Annotated in this window: 14 protein-coding genes and 1 tRNA gene; 5 read left to right on the forward strand and 10 right to left on the reverse strand. The window is 44.3% G+C overall.

Annotation, left to right across the window (positions count from 1 at the left end; genetic code table 11):
* Positions 1–163 precede the first annotated feature (163 nt).
* The gene (locus tag KO473_RS10560) at positions 164–1,081 is read left to right on the forward strand and encodes a hypothetical protein (RefSeq protein ID WP_005821175.1); all 918 of its coding nucleotides are present in this window, start codon (positions 164–166) and stop codon (positions 1,079–1,081) included.
* 165 nt (positions 1,082–1,246) lie between these two features.
* On the forward strand, positions 1,247–2,083 hold the full coding sequence (locus KO473_RS10565) for a glycoside hydrolase family 16 protein (protein ID WP_005780598.1): 837 nt from the start codon (positions 1,247–1,249) through the stop codon (positions 2,081–2,083).
* A gap of 334 nt (positions 2,084–2,417) precedes the next feature.
* Here the strand turns inward: KO473_RS10565 and KO473_RS10570 are convergent, their stop codons facing one another.
* The 9 genes from KO473_RS10570 to pheS all read right to left on the reverse strand — a co-directional run bounded on the left by KO473_RS10570 (position 2,418) and on the right by pheS (position 13,035).
* A complete protein-coding gene (locus tag KO473_RS10570; RefSeq protein ID WP_005821171.1) occupies positions 2,418–2,927 on the reverse strand; it encodes a DUF3836 domain-containing protein in 510 nt (169 codons plus the stop codon).
* Between the two features lie 218 nt (positions 2,928–3,145).
* The gene (locus tag KO473_RS10575) at positions 3,146–5,344 is read right to left on the reverse strand and encodes a tetratricopeptide repeat protein (protein WP_005821169.1); all 2,199 of its coding nucleotides are present in this window, start codon (positions 5,342–5,344) and stop codon (positions 3,146–3,148) included.
* 3 nt (positions 5,345–5,347) lie between these two features.
* Positions 5,348–6,538 carry a DUF418 domain-containing protein gene (locus KO473_RS10580; protein WP_005821167.1) on the reverse strand — a complete coding sequence of 397 codons (1,191 nt, stop codon included), beginning with the start codon at positions 6,536–6,538 and terminating at the stop codon, positions 5,348–5,350.
* A gap of 11 nt (positions 6,539–6,549) precedes the next feature.
* Complete coding sequence (locus KO473_RS10585) at positions 6,550–7,584, reverse strand: porin (RefSeq protein WP_005807639.1); 1,035 nt, start codon at positions 7,582–7,584, stop codon at positions 6,550–6,552.
* A 19-nt stretch (positions 7,585–7,603) separates the two neighbouring features.
* Entirely contained in the window at positions 7,604–8,623 is a 1,020-nt protein-coding gene (locus tag KO473_RS10590; protein WP_005821165.1) for an ABC transporter substrate-binding protein, read from the reverse strand.
* 7 nt (positions 8,624–8,630) lie between these two features.
* The gene (gene pgk, locus KO473_RS10595) at positions 8,631–9,890 is read right to left on the reverse strand and encodes a phosphoglycerate kinase (RefSeq protein WP_005807633.1); all 1,260 of its coding nucleotides are present in this window, start codon (positions 9,888–9,890) and stop codon (positions 8,631–8,633) included.
* Positions 9,891–9,979: 89 nt separating this feature from the next.
* Positions 9,980–10,657 carry an endonuclease III gene (gene nth, locus KO473_RS10600; protein ID WP_005821162.1) on the reverse strand — a complete coding sequence of 226 codons (678 nt, stop codon included), beginning with the start codon at positions 10,655–10,657 and terminating at the stop codon, positions 9,980–9,982.
* Positions 10,654–11,847 carry an MFS transporter gene (locus KO473_RS10605; RefSeq protein WP_005780580.1) on the reverse strand — a complete coding sequence of 398 codons (1,194 nt, stop codon included), beginning with the start codon at positions 11,845–11,847 and terminating at the stop codon, positions 10,654–10,656. The genes nth and KO473_RS10605 overlap by 4 nt, the downstream gene beginning before the upstream one ends.
* A 168-nt stretch (positions 11,848–12,015) precedes the next feature.
* Positions 12,016–13,035, reverse strand: a complete 1,020-nt coding sequence (pheS, locus tag KO473_RS10610) for a phenylalanine--tRNA ligase subunit alpha (protein WP_005780578.1) — start codon at positions 13,033–13,035, stop codon at positions 12,016–12,018.
* Positions 13,036–13,575: 540 nt separating this feature from the next.
* On the opposite strand from pheS, the gene KO473_RS10615 reads away from it, so the two are divergent.
* On the forward strand, positions 13,576–14,712 hold the full coding sequence (locus tag KO473_RS10615; RefSeq protein ID WP_232303456.1) for a hypothetical protein: 1,137 nt from the start codon (positions 13,576–13,578) through the stop codon (positions 14,710–14,712).
* A gap of 218 nt (positions 14,713–14,930) precedes the next feature.
* Here KO473_RS10615 and KO473_RS10620 read toward each other — a convergent pair.
* Positions 14,931–15,004, reverse strand: a tRNA-Ala gene (locus KO473_RS10620).
* 114 nt (positions 15,005–15,118) lie between these two features.
* Here KO473_RS10620 and KO473_RS10625 point away from each other — a divergent pair.
* Together KO473_RS10625 and ruvC are read left to right on the forward strand one after the other, a co-directional pair.
* Positions 15,119–15,421: a DUF4286 family protein gene (locus KO473_RS10625; protein ID WP_005821157.1), complete on the forward strand. Its 303-nt coding sequence runs from the start codon at positions 15,119–15,121 to the stop codon at positions 15,419–15,421.
* Positions 15,418–15,984 carry a crossover junction endodeoxyribonuclease RuvC gene (ruvC, locus tag KO473_RS10630; RefSeq protein ID WP_005780571.1) on the forward strand — a complete coding sequence of 189 codons (567 nt, stop codon included), beginning with the start codon at positions 15,418–15,420 and terminating at the stop codon, positions 15,982–15,984. Before KO473_RS10625 ends, ruvC begins: the two co-directional genes overlap by 4 nt.
* Positions 15,985–16,001 lie beyond the last annotated feature (17 nt).

Genomic DNA, 16,001 nt, shown 5'->3' on the forward strand with positions numbered 1-16,001 from the left:
AGATCATTTATTAAAAAGACAGAGAAATGAACTAATCTCCCTACGGGCAATGAATTAAAGAACGTTAATTGTGTGATAACGTATTCTTAACCTTGCTTTCCTTCTTTAATTCGTTATATTTGCATTTTATCCGAATAGGGATTTTACTAAAACTGAAAATAATATGAAACCTGTAACCTTACCCTTACTTAAAAGTCTGTACTATGTTCTCTTTGCTACGGTAGTTGTGATAGTGCTTAGCGGTTGTGAGAAAGATGATGAAAATGAAATTCGTTTTTATACCGGTAATGGTTCTGAAGAGCGTCTCCTGGGAGAAGAGGGACTCTTGATGGATGTTTTGCAAACACCGGCTATGATTTTTCTGAAAGCTGCATCCGGAGATCAGATAAAAGTCCGTTCGGAAGATACTGCGGTGGTCGACGCTACGTATAATCCGTATTACTTAGGAAAAAGATGCATTGAAGTTCGTGTGGCTGGGGTTGGAAAAACTCATATCTGTGTATCTTATCGGGGAGAAGAGCATATTATTCCGGTGGTTGTTGCGTCCCGGTCTGTGGCTTATAGCGGACAATACCGACTTGAAGGTTTCAGATGCTATCAAGGCAGTAGTAAAGGAGGTGTAGAAATCTTTCCGGAGATAGACAGTTATTGGGAAAGCCGTTTCAATAGTTCGGATGGATTTATTAAGGGTTTTCCAAATGATAAGATTGAGTTTATATCTGTTGATAAGTTGAGATTCTCTTCCGACTTTGAAGATGGTACTTCACTTTCATACGAAAAGTATTTTCAGATGCGGAATGATTCTCTTTTCATGCGTTCCCATGCCGAAAATCGTTGGGAATTTTATGGTAAGGTAAATCATAATGTCAATAGTGATCAATTACAGCTGACCTACTCAATTCATTTCTGGACTTACAGTTCGACCGGGCATTTCACTTCTTTTGGGAGGGGACATGATGGCGGCTTTATAGCCAACTATTCTGATTTTTTTTATTATTATCCTGTATTTGAAGATCTTAATCAGATGACATCTGAGAATGATGAAATAGCTTGGTGTAATGTTTCTTATAGTTTTGAATGACATAAACGACGCTCTCTTTATTGATACCTTTTATGGATTCTGGTAAGTCAGATTAGATTGTCCCTATTAAATCGTATAAAAAATCACAGAGAGTTGATGAACTAAATAAATATACAGTTTGTTATTTATCAGTAATTTTATGTTTAACTCTAAAACCTTAGTATTATGAAAAGATCTCTTGTCTTATCATGCGGTGCTGTCATGTCGGTACTTTCTTTCTATGCTTGTTCGTCTTCTGATGATTCGATGGTTACACCTCTGACAAGGTCAGATGCTGTTTCGGAAAAGATAGTTTTTCAAGATGACTTCAATCAGACAGATAGTATTCCCGACAAAACAAAATGGGGCTTGTGCAAAAAAGGTAGTCCTGCCTGGAGCAAATATTTATCCGAAAGTTATGATCAGGCTTATGTACACGATGGGAAGTTAGTACTGATTGCCGAGAAAGTGAATGGAGTATATAAGACGGGAGGGGTGCAGTCATTAGGTAAAGCAGAATTTCAATATGGTAAAATAGAGATATGTGCCCGTTTCACCAAGACGGCAAAGGGTGGATGGCCTGCCATCTGGATGATGCCTGCCAAACCCGTTTACAGTGGATGGCCTGCTTGCGGTGAAATAGATATTATGGAGCAGTTGAATCATGACGGCATTGTATATCAAACAATTCACAGCCACTACAAAAATGACTTGGGATTCACTAAGCCTGTTCCAACAAAAACAGTTCCTTACAATAAAGGGCAATTCAATGTATTTGGTATCGAGTGGACTCCCGAGTCTCTTACTTTTAAAGTGAATGGAGCTACCACTTTAGTCTATCCTAACTTACATTTGGCCGATGAGAGCGTCAAAAAGCAATGGCCGTTCGATACTTCTTTTTATTTGATTTTAAATTATGCTTTGGGCGGTGCAGGTACTTGGCCTGGTACCATAACGGATAGTGAACTGCCTGCGAAGATGGAGATAGACTGGGTAAAAGTAAGTCAACCTGTGGATCGTTAACATTGTTAATACATAATTTCCGTTTTTACTTTCCCGAATATAAACAACAAGTCTTTTGCATGCAAAAGACTTGTTGTTTGCGTTTGAAGAACCAACTTTAATACAGTGTTAAAACTAACTTTCTATACTCAGATACCAAGTGTATTTATCTGTTTGGTTATAAATGCTTTGTCTTGATTCGATGTTCTGAACTCCCAAGAGAGTCTTGGCAAAGAGGAGATGGGGATAACTACTTTTTTATCAACTTCCGGATTTAAATTCTTTCTCTTTGATGTTCTGGTTTCTTTGATTATGTTACCTGAGTTTTCCGTATCTGTGAAATCCGGAATCTCCATTAACGGGTTGTTGCATAAATGTTCTCGTAAATGGGTACTAAGGCATCTTTCTCCAATATCCATTGGTTGGTGCGGGAGTTCATTTTGTATGCGTATTGGGCTATCAGTTGGTTATTACTGTTGGTGATGTATATATATTTTTCTGATGGGCTAAATGATTCTTTTTCTTTATTCCATACAGAATACTCTACCGAAGTTTCTGTTTCATACCGGGAGACAACCGTCAAAGATTCTTTTTCCCATGCGTTTTTAAATACATTCCATGTATAGGTGGATTTCACCGTTCTCTGATGGTCGGTATCGTAGCTGTATTTATGCATTTTTACCGGACTGAGTATGCCTGAAACAGGATTGTCCATAGAATATATTTCACGGCAGACGAGTCTTCCCTTCTCCATCGTATCGTTATGGACAAACTGTTTACCGTTGTTTGTTGCACAAGCAAATCCACATACCGAAACTAATGCTGCAGAGGCTAATACTCTTTTGAAAAATGTAATTGTTTTCATATCCTTTATTATTTAATTAGTTTATATCTTTCTTTGTTTGTTAGACGTTGTTACTTGAATTTAAGTTGCACGGGTATACAATCTTTTTTCAGATTATTTTCTGTAGAGTAAGAATCAATAGGTATGCCAGAATTTAGAAGCTTCATTATTAATAGATTATAAAAAAAACAGGGTGTCCACAATCGGACACCCTGTTCGTTTTTTCTTTCTTGTTTGTTTTAAATCAGATCGAGAACCAATGGAATATCATCGGGGGTAATACCTTTTCCTATGATGATATCCTCGTCCTTGCGGAACATCTCAAGGAACTGCTCTTTACTGCCATAGAGTTCTGCGGCTTTGGAGTAGAAAGGCACGGCTTTCTCTATATCTCCCAATGACCATGCCACATGACCGGCATTCAGGTAGTCTACCGGCATCGGCTTTTGGGCAATCACTTTATCATAGTACTTCATGGCTTGTTCACGTTTTCCTGTCATGAACGAACACCAACCGATGGCACGCCATGCTTTGATGCAATCACTTTCCAGGAAATCGAGTTTGAAGAAGTAGTTCAGTGCTTCTTCGTAATTCCATGTCTCTGCCAGGCAATTGCCAATATAGAAAATTACTTTAGTGTCTTCCGGCAATACTTCTTCCACTTTTCGGTAATATTCCAAAGCTTTGCGGAATTGTCGGTCGAGACGATAACAAATGGCTAAATGGCGATTAGTCCATAAGTTGTTCGGTTTGAGGGTATCTGCTTTCCGATAGGCTTCGATGGCTTGTGTATATCGTTTCAGTTTTTGCAGAGAGTAGCCCTGCTTTTGGTAAACTTCAGCTTCATTCTCTCGTGGGACCATGTAGGCGACTTTGTCATAGGCTTCGGCTGCTTTTTCCCAGTGCTCTTTTCTGAAGTGAAAGTTGGCTAAAGCCAGCAGAGCATCCGGGTTGAACAACATGTCTTCCAATGCCGGATTGCTGTACAGGCAGATGGCCTCTTTGAACAAGTCGCGAAATTCCTGTCTTCGCATATTCAATTTGAAGAAGCGGTATAAGTCGTGCAGATATTGGTTACTTACCGTATCGGGGCGTTCGGAAAATTTCTTCAGTGTTTCGGCTTTCGACTGATCTGCCAATTCTTCCATTTGTTGTTCCGTGAGCTGGCTCAACATCATGTCACGCTGTGATTGCGGTAATTGCTGCATGGTGAAGAACAGCGAATACTTGTCACTGTTACAGAAGAAACCCGACTGCAGGATGATTTCCAACAGACTTCCTCCTTCTGTTTCCCGGTTACGAAACTCTTTAATGACAGCCGATTGTTGTCTGTCGAAAGGATAGAACCAATTGGAGATTTCTCTGAAGAACGGATAGCTTTTAAGTTGTGCAAATGTGCTCATATATACATCGGCACCTTCCAGTTGCAATTCGTTCATTTCACGCAACTTGTCACCCAGTCCGGATTTCTCTATAGCATCGGCCCAGTCGGGATTGGTGTCATCTTTCTCTTCATCGGACTCTTCGAAACCAAACTTCATGTTGCGCATGGGAGACATGCTTTTCAGCATTTCGGGAATGATTTCCTCACGCATTTTTTTGTCGATTTTCTCCGTTTCCTGACTGAGAAGTATTTGGATATGTACGCGTAGCAGTTCTTTTTCGAATGCGGTTTCTTCCATCAGTGCCGTGATACGTAAATTGATTTCCGGATAGAAATCGATACGTGGTGAATAGGCATGGAGAATAAAAGCGATTCCTACCAGAGCCCGCTGGCTGATCTGTACATTGGGGTGACGGTAAGCATCTATCAGCCACAGAAGTTTTCGGAGATCGAAACATTCCATCAGACTAAGGGTAACGGCACTTGTAAAAAGGCAAAGATCGTTCACCGGAAGTAACTCGGACTGAAGCATGGATTGTGCAGTTGTACTTTCTTCCGTACTCCAGTTGCTATTGGTCCAAGTTTGCAGGAACAGAATCCGCAGATTATCTTCGTGACGTTTCAAAACTTCATCCATGTTTTGATCCGAAATGAATCCGCTTACGGCCAGGTCATCATTGAACGATTCAAGCGTGTGTATCAGCATCTCCAGGGTAAGGGGAGAAAGTTCCTCAGTACGTCGCGTACGATATTGATGATAATAATGGCTTGATACGCTGTCGAGTAGTGTAATACGTGCCTGATCGGTGATTTCAAGAGTATCGGCCAGCAATCTTTGATATAATTTCTTACGCTCCGGGTCTTCTACCCCCTGGCGCATGTATTGCAGCATATAGTTGTACGAAGTCTGTATCTGCTCCAGGCGGGTACGGAGCGACCATTCCGGACACTTCCAGAGGAATGATTCCAGTTGAGTCAGCGCCTCCTTCAGTCGTTTTTGTCCGATCAGGCGGAGGATGTATTGATATTGTTCGTTGATAAGTTGTTCGTTCATAATTTACTTTCGTTTATTGTTTCCAATCCAAGTGAGGCGTTTCCATAGGCCTTCGAAGGGACCATGTTTAAAGTGACCGAGCCACCAGGAACAGAAGGCCATTTGAAGAAGTACAAAAAGAATGCCAAAAAAGAAACTGTAAGTAATTCCTAAGAAACGTCCCAATTCAAACCCCCAGTGGTAGAAAAGAAGTGAGCCAATGACGGATTGTCCGATGTAGTTTGTCAGACTCATCTTGCCATACGAGGTGAAACGCATCAGGAATCTGCGGTCTTTGACACGGTAGAAAGTGATAAGCAGTCCGCTGACCAGCAATACCATGAAGCTGAGGTTGCTCAAAGAGCTTATGATCAGTTGCAAGGGAATCAGGAGGGCATCGCGCGTGATGAATCCCGGCAGCATGTTATTCAGACCATATAATGGAAAGAAACATAAGAGTGACATACCTAATGCTTTGAGCCAGCGTTGTTCGTTCTGTTCGCTATAAAGGAATAGTCCCTTACGTCCCACCAGCATACCGAAGAGGAAGAGGGCAGGCGTTTGCAGAATGCGTCCGTGCTCCAATGCCCAAGTCAGGTTGGCAAGTTGCCCTTCCCAGAGGTTCATGCGGATCGTTTCAAGGAAGGTACCGTTTTTCTGCACGTCGAAAGCAATCCCGAAGTAGTGGGAAGCCAGGCTGGGACCGGGTACATAATCCGGGTTGCAGAGAGCATAGATCACTTTGAACCAATCTATCGGTTGCAGGATAAGCAGGGTAGCGAAGATGGTTACACTGCGGCTACCGAGGCGACAGAACAGAGGGAGTATCAGACCGAGCATGGCATACATCGTCAGTATTTCACCTGTAAAAAAAGCAGCGTTGAACTGTCCGATGATGAACAGTAGCACCATCCGCCAGATGAACCGGAGGCGAAAATCTTTACCACGGCGTTGTTGGTTGTTATCCTGAATATAGAAACTGAAGCCGAACAGCAGGGCAAATACGGCATAAGCTTTGTTGCTGAAGACAAAAAAGAGCCCGTTCCAGATAGCTCTGTCGGTAAACTTCATCCATTCGCCGGGGATGGCATCCGGAAAGGAGTAGAAATTAAAATGTTCGATACTATGCAGGATGATGATCCCCATCACAGCCAGTCCTCTCAGTACATCGGCCACGTCTACACGGGCATTGGGTTCGCTGATTTTATGTTCCATTGATTATCGTTTTAGAATCTTACCTGTACCTGCGCCTGAAACAGGTTACTGTCTTTTCCCTTATTCCGGTCGCAAAAAGTATATTGTGCTTGCAGTCTGCATTTGGGATAGAACCAATATTGCAGTCCGGCTATGTAATTCGTCTGTTTTCGGCCGATGGCTTTATCTGCGTTGAAATAGTCATATGAAACTACGAGGTCGAAGTTGCGTAGGAGCCGGCAACTTCCGGTGGCATAAAAACCGTCACTTTTCACAGTTCCGTCCTTTCCCGCCAGATATTCGGAACGGAGGCTGAACGGGCTTGTCGTGATGATACCTCCTATACTCCAGCGATTTTTGGTGTAGTTTTCCCCTGCCGGGATACCGGTTATTTCCGAATCGGCGACGGCATGTCCTGTTCCTTTTATAAACGAACCGCCTACCGACAGCCATTTCAGTGGATTTACCATCAGATTGCCGATGATATCTTTTTGATTGTTTTTATCTTTGATATTGAGTCCTTGTCCGTTCATCACCGCCAGTTTGTAGTATAGCAGGTCGTTCAGTAGTCCTCCGTGGATCATCGCACCGATGTCGCGTCCCGATGTCATGCCACAAGCTACGTCACTGCCGCTTACCCCTGCCAGATAACACACAGACTGTGAGTAGCAGTTAATCAGTTCCACTGTCGTGGGTGATAATTCGTTCTCGATCGTATAAGGGACTTTAAATTCTCCGATGCGGGCTTTCAGTCCGGGTAGAATCTGATAATCGGTATAAACCTCGAGCAGCATACCTCCATTGTAAAAGTCGTACATGAAATCGCAGGTCCAACGGTCGGTGATTCGTCCGTGAGCCATGAAAATGATTCGTTTGATGTCGAATGTATTGGTTTTCTTCGCTGCATCGTCATAAGTATATCCCAGCTGCGCATATCCGGCAAGGGTGATCCGTTCTTTTAGCGTATTGACGACTTTGTTTACCGTCATACCCTCTTTTTTTTCCTGTGCATTCAGGTTGCCGCTTGCCAGTAGCAGCACAAGTGTTAATAGGAATGTGTTTTTCATCTTTACTTTGTTGTATTTATTATGGTTTGAATTGGCCGGGAATGAAGGTCGTATCTACTAAGTTTTCACCCTGATAGTTACCGGGGATTGCTCCTTTGTTCTTCAGCCAGGCAATAGCTTTTTTTATGTCGTGAGAAGACGGACACATGGCAGGTCGATAATCGGGCAAGTCCACCTGGGCAGCCACTGTTTCCGGCAGTCCGAATTCTTGTGTTAATATCTCCCCCCATTTATCCCGGGGATAAGTTTGCAGGTATTTCACGCCGAGATTGTATCCGGTGATAAACCTCCTTATTTCTTCGTTTTTTTCTTTGATGGCCTCTTCTGTGAAAGCCGTTCCGGCGGAATGTATCCCCATTTGGATTGTATTCAGCAATACTGTGTGTCCGTCGTTTACCGCGATTGCCGTTGCCGGACCGGGCAAGAAAGATGCTGTAATCTGTCCGTTTTCCAACATCATCAGCCTCAAAAAAATGTTGTTGATTTCGGGTTTGTTCGCTTCACCGGGAGTAAGACGGGCCTGTTTCATTACTTCGTCGGTGGCATACTCTATCAGGGTATTGCAAGAGATGGCAATGTTTTTCCCTTTTAGGTCTTCCGGATTCCTGACATCATATTTTTTGCTTGTTATCAGGCTAAGGCAGCCATCATTTTCCATAACCAGACGCAAACGGACTCCTTTGGTCTGTAAAAGGGCGGCACACGGATAGTCGGTGAGCATACCATCCAGTTTGCCCGATAAGAAAGCAGCGTCACGATCGGTTGCCGAGGCATAAGTGATGAAGTTGACTTTTATATCCAGCGAATCATAAACACCGTAGCGGGCGGCAATCAGATGAGGCAGTCCGTCGAAAGAAGGCATTAGTCCGAAAGTCAGAGGCTGAAGTTCGGATGACAGCGTATGTCCCTCTTTTTTGTCTGCACAGGCTGATAAAAAAAGCAGTAATATGATGCTGAAAAAGGGTTTCACTCTTGACTTTTTCCTTTTAAAAAAGGCAACTCCGTGAGGGGCTGCCTTTTCTGTTTTATAGTGATTCACTTTAGTCTTATTCCTGAATAGCGGCAATACCCGGAAGAACTTTTCCTTCGATTGCTTCAAGCAATGCTCCACCGCCGGTAGAAACATAAGATACACCGTTTGCCAGGCCGAACTTGTTGACACAAGCTACAGAGTCGCCACCGCCAACGAGTGAGAAAGCTCCGTTCTTAGTAGCTTCTACGATAGCTTCGCCTACCGAGCGTGAACCGTGAGTGAAGTTTTCGAATTCGAATACGCCTGTCGGGCCGTTCCAAAGGATAGTCTTGGAATTCTTGATCACTTCGGCAAAGATTTCTTCTGATTTAGGACCGATGTCAAGACCTTCCCATCCGTCAGGAATTTCATTCACAGGACAGAATTTAGTGTTGGCATCGTTAGAGAAAGAGTCGGCGATCTTAGCGTCAACAGCCAATACCAGATTTACACCTTTGTCTTTAGCCTTTTGCATCAGTTCGCGGGCGAGATCCAGTTTGTCATCTTCGCAGATAGACAGACCGATCTGTCCACCCATAGCTTTGGTGAAAGTATATGTCATACCGCCTGTGATGATCAGGTTGTCTACCTTGTTCAGCAGGTTTTCGATGATTTCGATCTTAGAAGACACTTTAGAACCACCCATGATGGCTGTAAACGGACGTTTGATATCGTTCAATATCTTGTCAACGGCCTTCACTTCTTTCTCCATCAAGTAACCGAACATCTTATTGTTCACATCGAAGTATTTGGCGATCAATGCCGTAGAAGCGTGTGCACGGTGAGCCGTACCGAATGCGTCGTTTACGTAGCAGTCAGCGTATGAAGCCAGTTTCTTTGTAAATTCTTTCTGGCTTTCTTTCACGGCTTTCTTGGCAGCGGCTTTTTCTTCGTCGGTTGCGTCTTCAGCCAGTCCTCTCGGTTTGCCTTCTTCCTCAGCGTAGAAACGGAGATTTTCGAGCAACAGCACTTCGCCCGGTTGTAAAGCGGCAGCTTTCACGGCAGCTTCTTCGCCCATGCAGTCGTTAGCAAACTGAACTTCAACGCCCAGCAGTTCTGACACGTGCTTAACGATATGTTTCAGAGAGAATTTGTCGGCAACGCCTTTCGGACGGCCCAGGTGAGAACCGATGATGATGCTGCCACCGTCTGCCAGAATCTTCTTTAGCGTAGGAAGTGCAGCACGGATACGAGTGTCGTCTGTAATGTTGAAGTTTTCGTCCAAGGGTACATTGAAGTCCACGCGAACGAATGCCTTTTTACCGGCAAAATTGAAATTGTCAATTGTCTGCATAATACTTTATTTATTTACTTTAAAAGTGTTAGTTTCTTTTATGATGACCGCAAAGTTAGTATTAATTTCTCTTTTTTGCTATGAAATCGTTATTTATTCTTCCTCTTCGGTGTGTCTTTGCTAACTTTATACTTCTCACAGTAATATTTACACATTAATTGCAAACCACAGGTTTCACATTTGGGTGTACGTGCCTGGCAGACATAACGTCCGTGTAGAATAAGCCAGTGGTGAGCAATGGGAATCAATTCGTTGGGGATGTTTTTCGTCAGTTCTTTTTCTACACTGAAAGGAGTCGTGCAGGCATCACCCACGAGTCCGATGCGGTGGCTCACTCGGAATACATGTGTGTCTACAGCCATGGCCGCCTTGTTGAATACGACAGACTGGATGACGTTGGCTGTTTTGCGTCCCACTCCGGGCAGTTTGATCAGTTCTTCAAGGGTACCGGGCACTTTGCTGTTAAAGTCACTCACCAGCATTCGTGCCATGCCTACCAAGTGTTTTGACTTATTGTTAGGGTAAGAGACACTGCGGATGTACTCGAATATCACTTCCGGAGTAGTAGCGGCCAGTGCTTCCGGGGTGGGGAAGTCTTGATAGATTTTCGGGGTGATCATGTTCACCCGCTTGTCAGTACATTGTGCGGAGAGGATAACGGCAATCAGCAGTTCGTACGGGTTGTTGTAATGCAGTTCCGTTTCGGCTACGGGTACATTCTCCTGAAACCAGGCGATTACTTTTTCATAACGTTCTTTCTTTGTCATCTTAATTTGTTCTTATGATAATGAGGTGCGACTTTCAAGTTAAAATAGAAGGTGGAGATCACTGTCAGGCAGGCTCCGAAGAGATAGGCCATGTCAAACGAGGTAAATTGGGCGATATAGCCGCCCAGAACCAGACCGATTCCGATGCCTACATCCCACGAGGTGAGATAGGTGGAAGTGGCTGTGCCGCGTTGGCTGTTCGGAGCCAAGTTGACAAACAGCGTGTTGAAGGCTGGAAACATGGTGCCAAACCCGACTCCCAGCAGCAGTGCTACCATGAAGAAAAGCACATCGGTTAGTTCGGGATTTATCTGCATCAGTTTGTCACAGGCAGAAAGAGTGAAGAAACAAATGCACACCAGATAAAGTCCCAGAGTGATAACCTGCGTGATGTGTCCCTTGTCCACCTGCCGTCCGGAGAACATACGTGAGACGGCCATGCCTATTGCCATGAACGTAAAGAACAGACCGGAGCTGAGTGTGATTCCTATTTCTTTGGCATACATGGCTATGTAAGTGCTTGTCATGCCATAGGGGATAGATAGCAAGAGCAGGGCAACGCCGGCCGGTATACCTTTTATTAATACGAAGCGGTCAAGTGAGATTGGCTCCCGCTTGACCGGTTGCTTGACAGGAGTCTTCACCAGACATGCAGCTACAAAACCGGCTGTGCCGGAGAGGAGTGAGCAGAGGAAGATGGTTTCGAATGAACAAGTGTCGTGCATGAAAAGCCCGATCATCGGTCCGAAACTCATGGCGGTGTTGTTCATCAGTCCGTAGTAGCCTACTGCTTCTCCTCGTCGTGAAGAAGGAGTGATGTCGATTACAATGGTGTTTCCTGCTACGGTCACCATACCGAAGGCCAGTCCGTGCACTACACGGAGCATAATGAATAATGACAGTACTCCCGCCAGGATATATCCCGCGAAGACGGTTATGAACACGAAATAAGCGATCAGATAGAGCGGTTTGCGTGCCAGTGTGTCCAGTAGATAGCCTGAAAAGGGGCGAATACAGAGCGAGGCCACAGTGTAGCATGATAAAATAACGCCTACTGCCGCATTTCCGGTTTGGAAAACTTCAGTCAGATAGAAAGGCAGTACAGGCAGAATCAAGTAGAAGGCAAAGTATAAAAGGAAGTTTGCTGCCAGTATCAAGACATAACCGGGAGTGACAAGCCTATCTTTCATTATGGTTTCATAATTAACAGTTGGACGATTTGCGATTGAAGCCACTTCATCCTGTGAAGAACACGAAGTTTGAAGCGAATTAGACGATTTACTCTCTACACATCTTTCTTACCTCCTTCATGTCGGGAGGTAATTTCAATTGTAAATTGTAAATCGCCTGATCGTAAATCAATATGCCGCTTCGAATTCCTTTAGGAAACGGGTATCGTTTTCGGAGAACATCCGGAGGTCCTTCACCTGATATTTCAAGTTTGTGATACGTTCGATACCCATACCTAAGGCATAGCCACTGTAGACTTTGCTGTCAATTCCGTTGGCATCAAGCACATTGGGGTCTACCATGCCGCATCCCAGGATTTCCACCCATCCGGTATGTTTGCAGAAAGGGCAACCTTTTCCGCCGCAGATGTTACAGCTGATGTCCATTTCAGCACTGGGTTCTGTGAACGGGAAGTAGGATGGACGCAGGCGGATTTTCGTATCGGCACCGAACATCTCCTGGGCGAAGAGAAGCAACACCTGTTTCAGGTCGGTGAAAGAAACGTCTTTGTCCACATACAGCGCCTCCACCTGGTGGAAGAAGCAGTGTGCACGATAGCTGATGGCTTCGTTACGGTAAACGCGTCCCGGGCAGATGATGCGGATAGGTGGTTGTGAAACTTCCATTACACGACTCTGCACCGACGAAGTGTGTGTGCGTAGTAGCACGTCGGGGTGTGATTCGATGAAGAATGTATCCTGCATGTCGCGTGCCGGATGATCTTCGGCAAAGTTAAGTGCCGAGAACACGTGCCAGTCATCTTCGATTTCCGGACCCTCGGCGATGTTGAATCCCAGACGGGCAAAGATATCGATGATTTCATTGCGTACAATGGAGAGCGGGTGACGTGTGCCCAGTTCCACAGGGTAAGCCGAACGGGTCAGGTCCAGATCGTCCTGTCCGTTGTCTTGGTTGTCGAACTGTTCTTTCAGTGCGTTGATTTTCTCTTGTGCTTTAGTTTTCAGCTCGTTGAGCCTCATGCCGACTTCTTTTTTCTGTTCGGCAGCCACGTTACGGAAATCTGCCATCAAGTCGTTGATGGCTCCTTTCTTGCTAAGGTATTTGATGCGGAGAGCTTCGAGTTCTTCGGCATTGGCAGCCTTCAAGGCTGCTACCTCTTCAAGAAGTTGATTAATCTTAGCTATCATATCTTGCGATTTATTGTTATTCGGTTTTTCTTTAAATTGCTGCAAAAGTAACAATAATATTGCAATCAAAGGAGATAGAAAGAAATAAAATGTGTCAGTCGGCTGAATTCATCACAGAGTACTTGGGGTACACAAAGGAGAAACAAAGAAGTGAAACTCTATGATAAAGGAAAAAGATGTTTCTTTGGTAATTACTTTATGACTTCTGTGGCTTTTCAGTTTTTCATTGGTGTATAATAATCAGAAGGGTAGAGATATTTTTCTTTCTTTTTTTGGTTTGTTGATACTTCAAGATAAGTTCGGGCAGTGAGTCGGTAACGTGCATGCCTTTCAATGGTTTTCCAACCGCTACCATATTGACATATATAAGAGATAAAATAAAAATAACTTTCTTTTTTTACAAATAATAGGTTGTTCTGTGAAAAATGATTATTTTAGCCGATGCGGGGGAGTGATTGGGCACGATAGCTATTCTTTTCGTCATAAGGTGAATTACGGATGCTTTGGATCTTATGTACAATCTTGCAGACCTTAAATTGTATGGATATGGCCGATTGGATGTCAGTAAAAAGTATATCTGATAAGTATGGGATCAGCGAATCGCGGGTGCTCGGATGGATACGGGAGTGTGAGATAACCTCTTCGACTGTGGGTAGCGTGGTGTTGATTGACGACGAGAGTGTACAGAGATTGATCGGAAACGAGAAGCGGTTGGCGCGCCTGACCACTAATTACGAACAACTTTGTGGGAAGTTTGAACGGCGCATCGAGGCGGAACTTGAGAAGGACGAAGATGCCGCGCTTAAGATGCGCCTCTTTGATGACTTTGCGCCCATCGTGCGCCGGATATTGTCTATGGTGGTGGGTGGCTTGAGTACCGAAGAGCAAAAACTGTTTAATAGTGCCTTTGCCGCCTCTCCTCTTTCAAAGGTAGCCGCCAGAATGAGATTCGATTCTGTATGCGAATACATCAAGGAATTCAGGAAGGTGTTGAGTGATCTGCCCGCAAGTACAAACGAAATCATCAATGGGCTTCAATCAGAACTTTCCAGAAGTCGGAAGAGCGTTGAGTGGTTCAAGAAGCAACAGATGGAAGAGTGGCAAATGATAGAAGCTGCGCGCAGACGTAATACTGATTTGTGGAACAGAAATGAGAGTCTGTCCAAGCAGAATAGATGCTTGGAAAAAGAGAAAGATGAATTGTCGAATCGTCTAAAAACACTGGAAGAGGTACTTGGCGGACGGGAGCGTATAAAAATAGCCGGGCCGGAAAAGGACGAAGATGCCGCAAGCTCCGGAGAAGCGCTTGTAGAGACACCGGAGGTGCCGACAGACCTACACGGCCAACGTTCTGAAGTGGGGAAATTGCAATGCTGCAAATCAAAGCTGTATGACCGGATCATTAGTTTGCGTGAAGAGGTCAGAAAAATCGAGTGGGAGATACAGCTATTGGAAAATCATTTGAAAATTATACGCAGTTGCGATTATGCCGGAATAGTCCTTGAAGTTTGGATTAAAAGGAATTTTGAGAAAAAGGTGAAGGTCTCTATACAAGAAGTGGTAACAGGAGTGGAAGCAGAGACCACGACACATACAGACTCAGAGGTTGCATCGGTGGAAGGAAAAAAGAAAGAAGATGGCTTTTGGCATAAACTTCGTTTCCGGTTTGGTCATTAATTGTGTAGTTGCTCTTTTTTCCCTTGATCCTCAGTTCCGAATAAAACGAAAACTTTTCGTGTTGTAGAGATAGGGGAGAGGCTATCGAGTGTGGGAGGAACATTGGTCCATGATCTGTGGCAAACTGATGTAGAACCGGATAAAAAACAAAATGGGGAAGTCCTCACGGATTTCCCCATTTTAATGATGAAATATTTACTATTTTTATTAATTGGGTGTGGAGAGTATCGGACTCGAACCGATCACCTTAACACTGCCAGTGTTACGCTCTAGCCAGATGAGCTAACCCCCCGTTGTTTTCATGATAACGTTTGCGAACGTTTATCTGTTTTGATGCGGCAAATATAATGCATTATTCTGAAATAATTGCTATGTTTGCGGAAATAATCATCAAAAGATAAAAAATATGCTGATATACAATACCACTTTTCAGGTGGATGACGAGGTTCATGACAATTTCCTGATCTGGATCAAAGAAAGTTATATCCCTGAAGTAGAGAAACACGGAGTACTCCGTGCACCACGTATCTGCCGTGTGTTGAGCCATCGTGACGAGGGCACTTCTTATTCACTCCAATGGGAGGTGGATAATTCCAGCCTTTTGCATCGCTGGCATCAGGAACAAGGTGCACGGCTTAACCAAGAGTTGGTAAAGATATTCAAGGATAAAGTAGTCGGATTTCCGACATTGATGGAGGTACTGGAGTGATTCAGCCGGTTAAAGAGAAGATTATTCTGGGCATCGATCCCGGTACAACGATCATGGGATACGGAGTGCTGCGTGTCCGGGGGACTAAGCCGGAGATGATTGCTATGGGGATTATCGACCTGCGTAAATTCGGCGATCATTACCTTAAACTGCGCCATATACATGAACGGGTACTGAGCATCATTGAAAGCTACTTGCCGGATGAACTGGCGATTGAAGCCCCTTTCTTCGGGAAAAACGTGCAGTCTATGCTGAAACTCGGACGTGCACAAGGAGTGGCAATGGCTGCCGCGCTGAGTCGAGATATTCCTATTACCGAATATGCTCCGCTTAAAATAAAAATGGCTATTACCGGTAACGGGCAGGCTTCAAAAGAGCAAGTGGCCGACATGCTGCAACGCATGCTGCATTTTGCCAAAGAAGACATGCCTGTCTTTATGGATGCTACCGACGGACTGGCAGCTGCCTATTGTCATTTCCTGCAGATGGGGCGTCCTGTGATGGAGAAAGGGTATAGCGGTTGGAAAGATTTTATAGCCAAGAACCCGGAAAGGGTGAAGTAGCCGCGGGCTACTTAATT

The sequence above is a fragment of the Bacteroides sp. HF-4919 genome, assembly GCF_018860125.1.